This window comes from Streptomyces sp. NPDC054757 (genome assembly GCF_053612185.1).
Genome location: NZ_JBSHBW010000021.1, coordinates 42,975 through 58,034 on the forward strand (window position 1 = coordinate 42,975; position 15,060 = coordinate 58,034).

The 15,060-nt window shown below is 70.6% G+C and carries 11 protein-coding genes and 1 tRNA gene; 7 read left to right on the top strand and 5 right to left on the bottom strand.

The features are described 5' to 3' along the window. Positions 1 to 39: 39 nt before the first annotated feature. Both ACWGKJ_RS23480 and ACWGKJ_RS23485 read right to left on the bottom strand, forming a co-directional pair. On the bottom strand, positions 40 to 309 hold the full coding sequence (locus ACWGKJ_RS23480) for a type II toxin-antitoxin system RelE family toxin (protein WP_385032200.1): 270 nt from the start codon (positions 307 to 309) through the stop codon (positions 40 to 42). After that, positions 306 to 578, bottom strand: a complete 273-nt coding sequence (locus ACWGKJ_RS23485; RefSeq protein ID WP_385032197.1) for a type II toxin-antitoxin system Phd/YefM family antitoxin — start codon at positions 576 to 578, stop codon at positions 306 to 308. Before ACWGKJ_RS23485 ends, ACWGKJ_RS23480 begins: the two co-directional genes overlap by 4 nt. Before the next feature lie 623 nt (positions 579 to 1,201). Here ACWGKJ_RS23485 and ACWGKJ_RS23490 point away from each other — a divergent pair. Further along, positions 1,202 to 2,617, top strand: a complete 1,416-nt coding sequence (locus ACWGKJ_RS23490; protein ID WP_385032194.1) for an NAD(P)/FAD-dependent oxidoreductase — start codon at positions 1,202 to 1,204, stop codon at positions 2,615 to 2,617. Positions 2,618 to 2,818: 201 nt separating this feature from the next. After that, the gene (locus tag ACWGKJ_RS23495; protein WP_385032191.1) at positions 2,819 to 4,114 is read left to right on the top strand and encodes a class I SAM-dependent methyltransferase; all 1,296 of its coding nucleotides are present in this window, start codon (positions 2,819 to 2,821) and stop codon (positions 4,112 to 4,114) included. 296 nt (positions 4,115 to 4,410) lie between these two features. Here ACWGKJ_RS23495 and ACWGKJ_RS23500 read toward each other — a convergent pair whose 3' ends face one another. Continuing rightward, positions 4,411 to 6,930 (bottom strand): ABC transporter permease, encoded by a 2,520-nt coding sequence (locus tag ACWGKJ_RS23500; protein ID WP_385032188.1) that lies wholly within the window; start codon positions 6,928 to 6,930, stop codon positions 4,411 to 4,413. A 150-nt stretch (positions 6,931 to 7,080) separates the two neighbouring features. Beyond that, positions 7,081 to 7,851, bottom strand: a complete 771-nt coding sequence (locus ACWGKJ_RS23505; protein WP_385032185.1) for an ABC transporter ATP-binding protein — start codon at positions 7,849 to 7,851, stop codon at positions 7,081 to 7,083. 441 nt (positions 7,852 to 8,292) lie between these two features. On the opposite strand from ACWGKJ_RS23505, the gene ACWGKJ_RS23510 reads away from it, so the two are divergent. After that, positions 8,293 to 8,378 (top strand) — tRNA-Leu (locus ACWGKJ_RS23510). A 485-nt stretch (positions 8,379 to 8,863) separates the two neighbouring features. Here the strand turns inward: ACWGKJ_RS23510 and ACWGKJ_RS23515 are convergent. Continuing rightward, complete coding sequence (locus ACWGKJ_RS23515) at positions 8,864 to 10,189, bottom strand: helix-turn-helix transcriptional regulator (RefSeq protein WP_385032182.1); 1,326 nt, start codon at positions 10,187 to 10,189, stop codon at positions 8,864 to 8,866. A 551-nt stretch (positions 10,190 to 10,740) separates the two neighbouring features. On the opposite strand from ACWGKJ_RS23515, the gene ACWGKJ_RS23520 reads away from it, so the two are divergent. Genes ACWGKJ_RS23520 through ACWGKJ_RS23535 form a run of 4 tightly spaced genes read left to right on the top strand, consistent with a single transcriptional unit; the run spans position 10,741 to position 15,008 of the window. Next, positions 10,741 to 11,979, top strand: coding sequence for a TfuA-like protein (locus ACWGKJ_RS23520; protein ID WP_385032179.1), 1,239 nt, complete (start codon positions 10,741 to 10,743; stop codon positions 11,977 to 11,979). Then, a complete protein-coding gene (locus ACWGKJ_RS23525) occupies positions 11,966 to 13,114 on the top strand; it encodes a YcaO-like family protein (protein ID WP_385032176.1) in 1,149 nt (382 codons plus the stop codon). Before ACWGKJ_RS23520 ends, ACWGKJ_RS23525 begins: the two co-directional genes overlap by 14 nt. Further along, entirely contained in the window at positions 13,111 to 14,001 is an 891-nt protein-coding gene (locus ACWGKJ_RS23530; protein WP_385032173.1) for a class I SAM-dependent methyltransferase, read from the top strand. The genes ACWGKJ_RS23525 and ACWGKJ_RS23530 overlap by 4 nt, the downstream gene beginning before the upstream one ends. After that, a complete protein-coding gene (locus ACWGKJ_RS23535) occupies positions 13,998 to 15,008 on the top strand; it encodes an NAD(P)H-dependent glycerol-3-phosphate dehydrogenase (protein ID WP_385032170.1) in 1,011 nt (336 codons plus the stop codon). Before ACWGKJ_RS23530 ends, ACWGKJ_RS23535 begins: the two co-directional genes overlap by 4 nt. The last annotated feature ends 52 nt before the right edge of the window (positions 15,009 to 15,060 follow it).

The window sequence follows — 15,060 nt, forward strand, 5'->3', positions numbered from 1 at the left end:
GAGGCGGCCCGGAGTCTCAGGGCTCCGGGCCGCCTGTTCTCAGATGTTGCGGTAGACGTCGCGCCGGTCGCCGATCTTGACGACGAGGATGATGAGCTCGCCGTCTTCGACCTGATAGGCGACCCGGTAGCTGCCGACCCGGAGCCGGTAGAGGCCCGACGGGCCGGTGAGTTTCCTGATGTCGGCGTCCTCACGGTACGGATCGTCGCCGAGCGTGGTCAGCGCCGCCAGGATGCGCATGGCGGCAGGCCGGTCGATGGCCCGAAGTTGCCGCTGTGCGGCTGTGGTGAACCGGAACGCGTACTTCACGCCGCGTCGTCGGTGCGGTCGGCGAACAGGTCTGCCAGCAGCTCAGCCATAGGCACCGTCGGGCCGCCCTGGGCCAGGACCGCTTCCGCCTCCCGGGCCAGCAACACGTCGGCTGCTTCCTCCAGCGCGTTGAAGTCCGCGATCGGCACCACGGCCGCGACGGGCTCGCCGTTGCGGGTGATCACCGTAGGTGTGCCCTCCTCGGCACGATTGATGTGGTCCGCCAAGTGCGCGCGGGCTTCCCGTACAGTCACAGTGCTCTCGGCCATAAAGGAAGTGTACGCACGATTGTGTACACGTGCACGCCTCGGGAGTGAGTGACGCTTTGGAGGCGATGCCCGACGGCATCGCGTGGAGCGTCGCCCGGGATGCCGGATAGCGGCGTCTGCCGTGGGGGCGGAGCGGCGCCTGCGGTGGGTGCCGGTGGACTGCCATAGCCGTCCCGGTCACCGGTCCTGACGATCGGGACGACTCTTTGGGGAAGCCGTTCCGAGGGCCCCGATGACAGCGTTGTCAGCCTTTCGGGGCCGCCTCCGAGGCCCTCCGCGCCACCGGCCGCCGGAAAGTTCGTGAAGTTCTTCACAAGGAATTGGGGCCTGTCGGCCGAAGATCTCAGGACTTGGGCCCCTGCCGGAGGCCCGTAGCCTTCATTTCCGTGGACTGCGGGCCGTTTCCAGCGTGTTGCGGGCAGATGACCGCGGGTCGTGGTCCACCGGGCGTGAGAGCGTGAGGGCCAGCTCAAGAGGGGTGGACAACGTCCACCGGGGCGTGCTGGTTCCCCGGTACGGGAGTGACCTCCGTCATGCGGGCCGCGCAGTGTAGCAGAGGTGCCACCCGACCTTGTGAAGGGGCGCACGAGGTACCCCCTCCCAGGAGGTGGATACTCGATGCCATGAGCACCACGGAGCGTCCCAGGATCCTCGTAGTTGGAGGCGGGTACGTAGGCCTGTACGCAGCTCGACGCATTCTCAAGAAGATGCGCTACGGCGAAGCGACCGTCACGGTCGTGGACCCGCGCTCGTACATGACGTACCAGCCCTTCCTCCCCGAAGCTGCTGCCGGCAGCATCTCGCCTCGGCATGTCGTCGTCCCGCTGCGACGCGTGCTGCCCAAGGCCGAGATCCTCACCGGCCGAGTCACCACGATCGACCAGGACCGCAAGGTCGCCACGGTCGCGCCGCTCGTCGGCGAGGCCTACGAGCTGCCCTTCGACTACCTGGTCATCGCGCTCGGCGCGGTCTCCCGCACCTTCCCGATCCCCGGCCTCGCCGAGCAGGGCATCGGTATGAAGGGTGTCGAGGAGGCGATCGGCCTGCGCAACCACGTCCTCGAACAGCTCGACAAGGCCGACTCGACGACCGACGAGGACGTCCGCCGCAAGGCGCTCACCTTCGTCTTCGTCGGCGGCGGCTTCGCAGGCGCGGAGACCGTCGGTGAGGTCGAGGACATGGCCAGGGACGCCGCGAAGTACTACACCAACGTCAAGCGCGAGGACATGCGCTTCCTGCTGGTCGACGTGGCGGACAAGATCCTTCCCGAGGTCGGGCCGAAGCTCGGCGCGTACGGCAAGGAGCACCTGGAGTCCCGCGGGGTCGAGGTCTACCTCAAGACCGGTATGGACTCCTGCGTCGACGGTCACGTGGTGCTGAACAACGGCCTTGAGGTCGACGCCGACACGCTCGTCTGGACCGCCGGCGTCAAGCCGAACCCGGTCCTGGCCCGCTACGGTCTGCCGCTCGGCCCCCGCGGCCACGTGGACACCTCCGAGAAGCTCCAGGTGCAGGGCACGGACTACATCTGGGCCGCGGGCGACAACGCGCAGGTCCCGGACATGGCCGCCCGCAAGGCCGGTGTCGAGAACGCCTGGTGCCCGCCTAACGCCCAGCACGCGCTGCGCCAGGCGAAGGTCCTCGGCGACAACGTCATCTCGGGCATGCGCGGCTTCCCGCAGGGCGACTACGAGCACGCCAACAAGGGTGCGGTGGCGGGCCTCGGCCTGCACAAGGGCGTCGCGATGATCGTCATGGGCAAGATGAAGATCAAGCTCAAGGGACGTCTCGCCTGGTACATGCACCGTGGTTACCACGGCCTCGCGGTGCCGACCTGGAACCGCAAGATCCGCGTCGTCGCCGACTGGACGCTCGCGATGTTCCTCAAGCGCGAGGTCGTCTCGCTCGGCGCCATGGAGACTCCGCGCGAGGAGTTCTACGAGGCGGCCAAGCCGGCACCCCGTCCCGCGGCAGCCGTTCCCGAGCCGGGCAAGCCCGACGCCGGGACGAAGTCCGACGCCGAGAAGGCCAAGGCCTGACCCGGTAGCACAGCAGGTTCGTTCAGGTCCGAGGGGCCGCCCGCCATCCGTGGTGCGGGCGGCCCCTCGGCGTACCTGGACAGATGTACATGTATCCACCACGGATTTTACGCTCCTGTTATGTGGTATTGGGACTGTGGCGGCGGGTGTTCGGTGTTTACCTACTGCTGAGCCTTTTCCATCTGTACGGAGGTGTGCGCCATGGCCGACGCCGCGCTGCGGCTGACCACTCTCGCCGAGGAGCTGCTGGGAGCCCCGCTCCCGGTCCGCATCCGGGCCTGGGACGGAAGCGAGTCGGGTCCGCCGGGAACGCCCGTCCTGGTGATCCGTCACCGGCGGGCTCTGCGGCGGCTGTTGTGGAAACCGGGGGAGCTGGGCCTGGCCCGCGCCTGGGTCGCCGGTGAGATCGACGTGGACGGCGACCTGTACGCGGCGCTCGATCTGCTCGCCGGACTCATCTGGGAGCGCGACGACCCGGCGGAGTTGAAGAAGGCGCGCCTCCCGCTCCTCGACCCGAAGCTGCGGGCCGCGGCCCGCGGGCTCCTGGACATCGGCGGGATCCTGCCCCCACCGCCCCCGCCCGCGGAGGAGATCAGACGCCGCCGCGGCACGGTCCACACCAAGCGCCGCGACAAGCAGGCCATCAGCCACCACTACGACGTGGGCAACGACTTCTACGAGCTGGTGCTCGGGCCTTCCATGGTCTACTCCTGCGCCTACTGGGCCGAGGACTCCACGCTGGAGACCGCCCAGCGCGACAAGCTCGACCTGGTCTGCCGCAAGCTCGCGCTCAAGGAGGGCGTGCGGCTGCTCGACGTCGGCTGCGGATGGGGTTCGATGGCGATCCACGCCGCCCGTGAGTACGGGGCGCGGGTCACCGGTGTCACCCTCTCCCGCGAGCAGGCCGCGTACGCGCGCAAGCGCATCGCCGAGGAGGGCCTGACCGACCGTATCGAGATCCAGGTCCAGGACTACCGGGACGTCAAGGACGGCCCGTACGACGCGATTTCGTCGATCGGGATGGCCGAACACGTCGGCTCGGTGCGCTACCGGGAGTACGCGGACGATCTGTACGCGCTCCTCAAGCCGGGCGGCCGGCTGCTCAACCACCAGATCGCCCGCCGCCCCGAGCGCGACGAATCGGCGTACGAGATCGACGCGTTCATCGACGCCTATGTCTTCCCGGACGGCGAACTGTCGCCGCTCGGCCGGACCGTGGAACTCCTGGAGGAGGCCGGCTTCGAGGCCCGGGACGTCGAGACGCTCCGCGAGCACTACGCGCTGACGCTGCGGGAGTGGGTGGCCAATCTGGAGGCGCGCTGGGCGGAGGCGGTCCGGCTGACGAGTCCGGGCCGGGCCCGGGTCTGGCGGCTCTACATGGCCGCGTCGGCGCTCGCCTTCGAGAACAACCGGATCGGCGTCAACCAGGTGCTGGCCGTGAAGACCCCGGACGGCGGGGCGTCGGGGCTGCCGCGCCGGGCCCGCGACTGGCGCTGACCGGCCGGGAGACGCACGGCGGGGCACGGTACGTACGGCATGACGCGGTATGTACGGAAGGGCGGCGGTACGGAGGCGCACGACCCGTACGGTACGGCCGCTCCACGCATCACATGCATGGCGCTCCACGCACCACACGGCGTTCCACGCGCCGCACCGGGCAGCACGCACCGGACCGCACGGGAGAGTACGCACCGCACCGAGCAGCACGGAGGCCCGGGACACTGTCGATGTCCCGGGCCTCCGTGCTGCTGCGTATGACCTGTGGCGGCCCGCCTACTCCCTGCTCCTGCTTCCTACTCCGTCTTGATCGCGGTCAGCATGTTCAGCCGGGCCGCGCTGCGGGCGGGCCAGAGGGCGGCCAGCACCCCGACGAACGCCGCGAGCAGCAGGAAGACTCCGATCCGGCCCCACGGCATGACCAGGACGTAGTGCGGGATGGACCCCTTGATGGTCTGGCCGACCGCCCAGGCCAGGAAGGTCCCCAGCGCGATCCCGACCACCGCGCCGAAGAGCGAGATCACCACGGCCTCCAGCCGGATCATCCGCTTCACCTTGACCCGGTCGAGGCCGATCGCCCGCAGCATCCCGATCTCCTGCTGACGCTCGAAGACCGACATCGCCAGGGTGTTGATGACACCGAGTACCGCGATGATCAGGGCCATCGCCAGCAGCCCGTACATGACGTTCAGGGTGGTGTTGATCATGCCGCCCATGGCGTTGCGGATCTCCTGCTTGCCCAGGACGGAGATGGCCGGGTTGCCGCCCATCGCGTCCACCAGGCTTTGTTCACCGGCGCCGCCGTCCGTCTTGACGAGGATCTGCTGGATCTCCGGCTTCTCCTCGTGCGGGGCGAGCACCGACGTGGAGGCCAGGACGGGGGAGACGAACTGGTTCTCCTTGAAGACCGCGCCGACCGTCAGCGAGCCCTTCTTGTTGTCGAGGTACTTCGCGGACACCTTGCTGCCGGGCTTCCAGCCCTTCTTCTCCGCCGTCTTCTGCTCGACGGCGATCCGGCCCTGGGCGAGTGAGTCCAGCGAGCCCGAGACCACGGGGAGGTCGAGCACCTGCTGGATGTCACCGGGCTTCACCCCGGAGACCGCCTCGTCGCTGCCGTCGATGATGATCTGGCTGCCGGTCTGCGGGGAGACCGCGGCGACGCCCTTCGCCTTCTCCAGCGCGGTGACGGTGGAGGGCGTCAGCGACATGCCGTTGGCCATCTCGACCATGTAGTCGCCCTTGAAGTTGTCCGTGGTCATCCGGTCCACGGACTGGCCCACCGTGACACCGATCACCGTGAGTCCGGTGACCAGGGTCAGACCGATCGCCAGCGCGGAGGCGGTGGCCCCGGTGCGGCGCGGGTTACGGACCGCGTTCTGCCCCGCCAGCTTGCCGGACACCCCGAACACCCGGGTCAGCAGCGGCCGTACGAGCGCGATGACCGGACGGGAGAGCAGCGGGATCAGCACGATCACGCCGATCAGGGCCAGGAAGGCACCGACGCCGATCATCGTCCGGCCACCGGAGCCGGCCGAAGCACCCGCGAGGACCACCGCGGCGCCGATCAGCGTGATGACGGCGCCGATCGAGTTCCGTACCACCAGGGACTTCGTCGTGGCGGGCAGATGGGCGCTGCCCATCGCGGCGACCGGCGGGATCTTCGCCGCCCTGCGGGCGGGCAGCCAGGCGGCGAGCATGGTGATCAGCACACCGACGAGCAGCGCAGCCAGCGCGGTGCTCGGCGCCACGATCAGCGGGCCGCCCGGCACCTTCGCCCCGAACGAGCCCATCGCGGAACGCAGCCCCACGGCCAGCCCGATGCCGAGGACGAAGCCGACCACGGATGCGACCGCACCGACCACCAGCGCCTCGGCGAGCACCGAGCGGGTGACCTGCTTGCGGGAGGCGCCGACGGCGCGCAGCAGGGCCAGCTCCTTGGTGCGCTGGGCGACGAGCATGGTGAAGGTGTTGGAGATCAGGAAGATCCCGACGAAGAGCGCGACCGCGGCGAAGCCGAGGAGCATCTGGCTCAGCCCCGACATCTCCCGCGTGATCTGCTTGGCCTGGTCGTCGGCGAGCTGCTTGCCGGTCTGCGCGTCGGCGTTGTCCGGGAGGAGCGGCTTGACCTCGGAGAGGAGCTTCGCCTGGGACACGCCGGGGGAGGCCGTGATGTCGACGTCCTTGTACCAGCCGGGCTGCACATAGAGCTTCTGCGAGACCGCGGTGTCGAAGAGGACCAGGCTGCCGCCCGCGCCGACCGCGCCGTCGTCGGTGGTGAAGATCCCGGAGAGGGTGTACGTACGCACCGGCCCGTTGGTCGCGACCCGCACGGTGTCACCGACGTGGTAGCCGCCCTTGTCCGCGGTGTCCCGGTCCAGCGCGATCTGGCCGCTCCGCGCCGGGCCCGAGCCGTCGGTGAACGCGTACCGGCTGTCCTTGCCGTGGGCGCCGGGGGAGAAGTTCCCGCCCTCGTTGGACCAGCCGTTGCCGATCAGCTTGCCCTTCTGGTCGGCGACGCCGGCGAATCCGGAGACGCGCCCGGTGGCCGAGGTGACGCCGTCCAGGCCCTTGATCCGGTCCAGGGTCTTCGCGCTGACCCCGGGGGCCTTCTTGGGGTTGTCCGAGTCCGCGTACGAGGTGACCGCGACGGCCACGTCGGAGTAGTTCTTGGCCGACTGGTTGCGGAAGGCGTGGCTGAGAGTGTCGGTGAAGACCAGGGTGCCGGAGACGAAGGCCACGCCGAGCAGCACGGCGAGGACGGTCATCAGCAGCCTGGCCTTGTGCGAGAGCACATTGCGCAGGGCGGTACGGAACATGGTGGGTGTCAGTCCTGAGGTGAGGAGCAGGCGGGGAGGGCGGGAGCGCGGCGGGGGCAGCTGGTCCGGGGCGCGCTCGGCCGGTCCCGGGTGGGGCGGCCGGGATGGTGCGGTCGGCTGGTCCGGGGCGGGAGCGGCGGCGCGGCGGGGTCAGCTGGTCCGGCCGCGGGCGTCGAACTCCTTCATCCGGTCCAGTACGGCATCGGCGCCGGGCGACAGCATCTCGTCGACGATCCGGCCGTCGGCGAGGAAGATGACCCGGTCCGCGTAGGCGGCGGCCATCGCGTCATGGGTCACCATGACGACGGTCTGGCCCAGCTCCCGTACGGAGTTGCGCAGGAAGCCGAGTACCTCGGCGCCGGAGCGCGAGTCCAGGTTCCCGGTGGGCTCGTCGCCGAAGATGATCTCGGGCTGCGAGGCCAGCGCGCGGGCCACCGCGACGCGCTGCTGCTGGCCGCCGGAGAGCTGCGTGGGCCGGTGGCTGAGCCGGTCCTTGAGCCCCACCATCTCGATGACGCTCGCCAGCCACGCCTTGTCGGGCTTGCGGCCCGCGATGTCCATCGGCAGCGTGATGTTCTCGGCCGCGGTCAGCGTGGGCAGCAGGTTGAAGGCCTGGAAGATGAAGCCGATCTTGTCCCGGCGCAACTGGGTGAGCTGCTTGTCCTTCAGGGTGCTCAGCTCGGTCTCACCGATGCGTACGGAGCCCGACGTGAAGGTGTCGAGGCCGGCGACGCAGTGCATCAGCGTCGACTTGCCCGAACCGGACGGGCCCATGATCGCGGTGAACTCGCCCTGCCGGAAGTCCACGGAGACCCCGTCCAGGGCGACCACCTGGGTCTCCCCCTGGCCGTACACCTTGGAGAGTTCGGTGGCGCGGGCGGCCACCGCGGTGGCGCGGCGGGCGGTGGTGGTCGAGGTCACGGGGAGCTCCTGTTCGGAACGGGATGCGGGGACCTCTTCATCCTGTCTGCCGCCCGCCGCCGGAACGTCCGTCCGCATGCCCGTTCCTGTGGCCCTCTTGAGAGTGACCGCGAGGGCGCCGCCTCCTCCTCCGGTATGACACCGCCCCTGAGGCCGTCCCCCGCGGGTACCGGGGCGCCTGGGCGGGGCCGGAAGGGTCGATGGCGATGCCGGGGCGCACTGCGCCGGCGCCTGGGCGGAGCCACCGTACCGGCGACTTTCCGTCAATCCCGTACCCCCCGGTACGGGCCGGTCACCGCGTGCGGCATGTGCCGATGGCGCATCCACTCGCTGACGGGCCTTCAGGCATCAATAAAATAAGACAACATCGGGTTAAGGCTCCGGTGACCGGACGGCGCGTCCGGATAGTCTCTGAATCGCGAATGCGGTGCCGCGCGTCTTGCCCGGATGGTGGAATGCAGACACGGCGAGCTTAAACCTCGCTGCCCCTCGGGGGCGTACCGGTTCAAGTCCGGTTCCGGGCACCACACCGGGTACACGCGCCGCTCAGCGGAAACCACTCAGAACCGCTCTCACCCTCTGCTCCCTTGGGCGCACGGTGCGCCTGCTGTGCGTTCACGGCGTACATCGCAGAGCGAAAGAATGCCGCCGGAGAGATCACCAGCTGTCAGGTGAAGTGGCGTCTGGGGGACGTTCGTTCGGGGCCCTTCCGGACCGAGCGGTTCGACGACGTGGACTCGGCGAAGGTCTTCAAGAAGTCCGTGGATGAGCAAGGCCAGCAGTGGCCGCCGGGCTGGGTGAAGGGCAGGGGGTACATCGATCCCGCGGCCGATGAGCCTGACGAGGCCCGCTACCGCTTCGAGACCTACGCGCTGGAGTCCGTGCGTAACAGGACAGGCGTGGAGGATTGCGACAAGGATGCGATCGAGAAGGAACTGCGCATCTATCTCCGCCGACGTTCGGGAACTGCGACATCCGCTCGACGGAGCACCTCCAGACGTGTGCCTGCCCGCTACGGCGCGGCGCGCTCCAGGAGGTCGCGCACCGCAGGGGTGTCCCGGTGTGGGGCAAGGGCATGCAGGACGGTGTCCAGGCGCCGTACGGCGCGCGGTGAGTCCGAGGCGGCGGCCAGGTCGTAGACCCGTGAGGCGACTGCCACGGCCTCGTCGATCTCGTTGGCGTTGACGTACGCCTGGGCCAGCCACGACGAGTACAGCGCGATTTCCCTGACGTGCGTGGTGTCGTAGCGCTCCAGTGCGGCCGTCAGGAGGGGGACGGCCCGCAGCGGCCGGTGGGTCTCGGTGAAGACCCGGCCCGCCATCACGTCCGACTCGTCCCGTGAACACCAGTACAGCCAGTCGGGTCGCTCGGCGTGGTCGTCGACATCGTCGTGAGATGCGGTCGAGCGTTTCACGGCTGTCTCCGCTTCCCGGACCTCGCTCGCCATGGCGGCCGTCCACGCGACCTTGTCCAGCAGGAGGGTGCGCTCCAGCGGGCTCGCGCTCCCCTCGCAGCCGGCCAGCGCGGAGCGGGCCATCAGAAGTCCTTCGGCCGCCTTGCCGTGGTTGGCGTAGGCGTATCCCGCACACCCGAGGTTCAGTGCCGCCAGTGTGCGGTCCCCGGCAGCGTGGGCGGCCTTGACCCCGGTGAGATACAGGCTCACACCCTGGTCCACTCGGCCGGCGTCGCAGGTCACCCAGCCCGCCAGCTGGGCCTGCTCGGAGAGCAACGCCAGCAGGCGGCGCCCGCTCTCCTCGGTGTAGGAGGCTTCCCGGGCGAGCTTCACCGTCTCCCGTAACTCCTGTAACACCGCCGGAAGCAGCACGGTGACGCCCGCGAAGTCGTCGAGGCGCCGTAGCCGGACGGTGCGTTGGTCGAGGTCGGCGAGGAGTTCTGTACCGATCCGGCGGCCTGCGCGCTGGTGCACGATCTGGGGTGGCGGTGTCACGAGCCACGCGTGGGCGATGGCGGTCGCGTTGTCCGCCGTCACCGCCTGGTCGCCGTCGAGCATGGCCGCGAGTGTACCGGCGTCGGCTCGGTCCCAGAGGCCGCTGGTCAGGGCCGCGGGAACGAGGGTCTGGTTGCCGCCGCGCATTGCTACGGCGAGGGCCATGGCCGCTTCCATGGCCTCTTCGGGGACGCCGAGGACCTGGCAGAGCAGGGGCCACCACTCTTGCGGCAGCCGAAGTCCGGCTTCCCACCGGTACACGCTGTGCCGCCCCAGGCTCACGGTCCCCGCCGCGGTGTTCAGGGCGTCCGCCACATCCTGCTGCGACCAGCGCAGGAACTCTCTGGCCTCTCTGATCAACTGCCCTGGTGTGTATGCCTGTTCCGTCACGGGCGCCCCCTCGTTACTGGCATACACCCTGGCATACAGCCTGGCAGCCGACTACCGAACGTCAGAGGTCGTTGACTGGTCGCAGCCGCCACACGGCGAGTGGGAGGACCCCGCCATCTGGCAAGTCACCCCATGTGCGGTCTTCCTGCGGCGTGCGGGCGCAGGCAGGGAGTGGATCGCCGCTGATTAACCGCACCACCAGCGGCTGAAGACTTCCCGCCCCGGTCAGGGGCGGGCAGGCGGGCCCCGCTGGGCGAACCAGCCCCGGGCCTGCGGCACGACCGGTACGGGCAGCCTGTCCGCACCGCCGAAATCGGCAAGAAGGAGACATCCCATGGAGCAGTCCAAGTCCGGTATCGCCGCCGCCAGCACCTCGGCTTCGATGGAGGGGACCGAGGAGATCACCGGGCCCGTGGTGGTCGCCGTCGACGTCGAGGACGAGGAGTAGTCCCCTCTCCCGTTCGCGTCCTGACCTGGGCGCCCTTCCTGTCTCGTGTGCTTATGGGCCCGCGGAGGGGCGCCCTTCGCGCTTCATCGTGGAGGAGGCCGTAGTGATTCATGTGTTCGTCGGGCCGACGCTGCTGGCGTCCGAACCCGTACTCACCGCGCCCGGCGTGCGGGTGCTTCCGCCGGCCCGGCACGGCGACCTGTTCGATACCGCGATCGGTGGTGGTGACACGGTGGTGCTCGTGGACGGGGTGTACCACCAGGCTCCGGCGCTGCGGCACAAAGAGATCCTCGCCGTCATGGGCCGGGGTGTCGGGGTGATCGGGGCGGCGAGCATCGGCGCGTTGAGGGCCGCCGAATTGGCGCCGTTCGGGATGCTCGGCATCGGTAGCGTCTACGCCGCCTACGCCTCGGGGGAGATCGACGGCGACGACGAAGTGGCGGTCGGCCAGGCCCCGGACGGTGAGCTCGGCGCGCTGACCTGGCCGCTGGTCAACCTCCGGCACGCCCTTCTGCTCGCCCGTTCGGCCGGGGTCCTCGACGGTGCACGGGCCGCCGGGCTGCTGGAGGCGCTGCGCGCGGTCTACTACCCGCAGCGCACCTGGGCCGCGGTGCGGGCCGTGTGCCGCAGCCAGAGCGAGACCGGGTTCGCCGGGTGGCTGGCCGAGCAGCGTGAGCAGGACCGGCACTTCGGCGACCTCAAGCGCGTCGACGCGCTCGCCGCCGTCACCGCCGCCGTCGACGGCGCCGCAGCCCCGGACCGGGCCGTCGTCGAGCTGCCGGTATGGGATACGGCGTACTTCCGCCGCTGGTCCAACGCCTTCACCGGCAGCTGTGTGGACGGCCTGGTGCTGTCCACCGAGGACCGCCTCGTCTACCAGCAGGTTTTCGACCCCGCGTTCCACGAGAGGTGGTCGGCCTACCTCGAACATCTCTCCCGGCACCCGGCTGACGGTGGGCGGGGGCTGGTGCTGGCCGAGCGCCTGGCACAGGTGACAGGCGGGGCGCTGTCCGCAGACCGCGTGTTCCACCCCACGGTCGACCTGCGCGACGAGCGGACGGTGGAGCTGCTGCTGGCCGGCGAGAGTCCGCAGGACCGGCAGGCGGTCGCCCGGTATGCCGAGGCTCGCCGCAGCCGGCCCGGATTTTCGGCGGCGGTGCGTGAGGAGGTGACCCGCGAGCTCCTGCTCGGGGTGTGGGGATGCCCTGAGCGGGAGTTCGACGCGGAGGCATCCGCGCGTGGGCTGGTCTGCGGGGCGCGAGCCGTCTCGGCGGCCAAGCGGCTCGTGCCCGGATACGTGGAAGAGACGAAGAGGACGGAGGCGGCCCGTGGTGGGCACTGAGGAGCTGGTGGCGCTGCCGGGCACGGTGCGCGCCCGCACACCGCAGGAAACCTGGGACGCGTTGTCCGGACGGCTGCCGGAGTTCGGTATCACCCGGGTCGCCGATCTGACTGGTCTGGACTGCGTCGGGATTCCGGTCTTCACCGCGATCCGGCCCGCCTCCATGACCTTGTCGACCTCGCAGGGCAAGGGCGCAACGCCCCTGCTGGCGAAGCTGTCGGCGGTCATGGAGGCCATCGAACTGTGGCACGTCGAGCAGCCGCTGCCCGTCGCCGCGGTGGGCCCGGCCGCCGAGGTCGCCCCCGCCTGTCCCGTGACCGCGCTGCCGATGGCCGTCCCGTACCCGGAGCGCGTCTTGTCCCGGCTGGTGTGGGAGTGGGCGGCCGGTACCGGCCTGGTGAGCGGGGCGAAGGTGCTGCTGCCGGTCGACCTGGTCCGCCGCCGCGGGCATCGCCCGCAGTGGACCCCGGACGTACTGCGCGCGACAAGCACCGGCCTCGCCTGCGGCAACTCCCGCGAGGAGGCCCTGCTACATGCCCTGTTCGAGGTGGTGGAGCGCGATGTACTGCACCGGGACGGGCAGGCGGGCGGAGCGCGGCGCACGCTGATTGGCCCCCAGACGGTTGACGACCCGCACGGCGGGGAGCTGATCGCCCGCCTGGCGGCGGCGGGCATGGCGCTGGAGGTCGCACTGGTGGACGGCCCGTACGGGCTGCCGGTGTGCGTGGCCTACCTGTGGTCGGAGGACTGTCCCGTCGTCTTTGCCGGCGGCGGCTGCCACAGCGTCCCTGGGATCGCGCTGACGCGGGCGGTGAGTGAGGCCGCCCAGTCCCGGCTGACCGCCATCGCCGGGACCCGGGACGACCTGCCCGCCGACCCGGGCAGCTTCGACACCCCGCCCTTCCATCCGCCGCAGTCCGCCGGGCTCGCGCCGTGGACGGCTGCGGCGGCCCACTTCACCCTGGCCGGGGGCGGCTTCGCCGATCAGGTGACGGCGGTGGCCCGGCAGGTCGCGCACGTCACCGGGCACGAACCGGTGGCCCTGGACCTGTCCTCCCCAGGCTGCCCTGTCCACGCCGTGCAGGTCCTCTGCCCCGGCACCCGCTCACGCATCAGGAGGTCGATGCCCCGATGAAGTCCACCACCACGGCGCCGCCGCGCGGGATGACGGCTGGACAGCGCTCCGCCCAGTACGACGCCTTCCACGCCGCCCGCGCCCGCACCGATCTGGTCGCCCGCCTGTACGCCGAGGCGATGGGCGAGGACTACCCGGTGGAGGTCGCTGCCTCCAGCTCCTGCGACTGGCCTCTGCTGGGGCTGCTGGCCGGGCGGCTGCGGATGCGTCCGGGCCAGGTCCTCGTGGACGCCGGATGCGGCGCAGGCGGCATCGGCCTGTGGCTGGCCCGCGCCCTCGCCGTCCGCCTCACCGCCTTCGACCTCTCGCCCGTCGCCACCGTCCAGGCAGCCGCCCGCCGCGGCCACTTCCTCGGCCCGGCCGCCGACCGCGCCGTCTTCCGCGTCGCCGAGCTGGAGAACACCGGCCTCCCGGACGGCTGTGCCCACGGCATCGTGTGCGTGGACGCCCTCGGACGCGCCGACCGCGGGCACGCGCTTCGTGAGCTCGGCCGCATCCTGGCCCCCGGCAGCCGTCTGGTCGTGACCCGCGCGCTGCGGCGCGGTGCGGACCCGGCATGGCACCAGCAAGTGGAGGCCGCCGGGCTGACGCAGGAGCACCTGGACGAGCGGCCCGCCGAACCCGCGATGTGGGAACGGCTTTACCGGCTGTGGATCGCCCACGCCGACCAGCTGCGGCGCGAACTGGGCGAGGCCCCGGCCGAGAACATGCTCCGTGAAGCACAGCACAAGCTCCCCACCCTGGGCGACCGCCGAGCCGTCCTGCTGACGCTGCGGCGTCTCCCCGCCTCGGACGCACCGGCAGTAGTGGGGGCGGTCGATAGGATGACCCGGCCCGGCCTCCAGACCGGCGACAGGCCCGCGCCCGGCGAGAGGACCCCGCAGTGAACCAGCATCACGTCCGTGCGGCCGTGTTCTCGGCCGGATCCTGGGGCACCGCCGTCGGCAAGATCATGGCAGACGCCGGCACCAGCGTGACGATGCACGCCCGGCGCGCTGAGATCGCCGACGCGATCAACTCCAGCCACCACAACCCCGGGTACTTCCCGGACGTCGAGCTGCCCCACACCCTGACGGCCACCACAGACCCCGCCGCCGCGCTGGACAGCGCGGACTTCCTGGTGCTGTCCATCCCCGCGCAGTCCCTGCGGGCGAGCCTCGCCGCCTGGGCCCCGCACATCGGCCCGAACACCGTCATCGTGTCGCTGATGAAGGGCATCGAGATCGGCTCCGGCCTCCGGGCGAGCCAGGTCATCACCGAGGTGACCGGCATCCCCGCCTACCGGGTCGCCGTGCTCTCCGGGCCGAACCTGGCCCGCGAGATCATGGACGGCCAGCCCGCCGCAGCCACCATCGCCTGCCCCGACGAGGACGCAGCCCACCGCGTCCAGCGCGCCTGCCACACCCCGTACTTCCGGCCCTACACGTCCACCGACGTGACCGGCTGTGAGCTGGGTGGCGCGGTGAAGAACGTCATCGCCCTCGCAGTCGGCATCGCCTCCGGCATGGGCATGGGCCACAACGCGCAGGCCATGCTCATCACCCGGGGACTCGCGGAGACCACTCGCCTCGCGACCGCCATGGGCGCCCACCCGGCCACCCTTGCCGGGCTCGCCGGGCTGGGCGACCTGGTGGCGACGTGCTCCTCCCCCCTCTCCCGGAACCGCACCTTCGGCACCCACCTCGGCCAGGGCCTGAGCGTCGAGCAGACGACGGCCGCCACCCGGCAGACCACCGAGGGTGTCAAGAGCGCGGAGGCGATCCTCGCACTGGCACAGGCCCACGGCGTCGAGATGCCGATCACCGACGTGATCTCCGCCCTGCTGCACGAGACGGTCACCCTCGACCAGGCCGCGGCCGCGCTGATGCAGCGGCCCCCCAAGCCCGAGCGCTGACCCCCGCGGGCGCCCCGGACACGGGCCCACCGCACTTCACCTTCACCCTCCC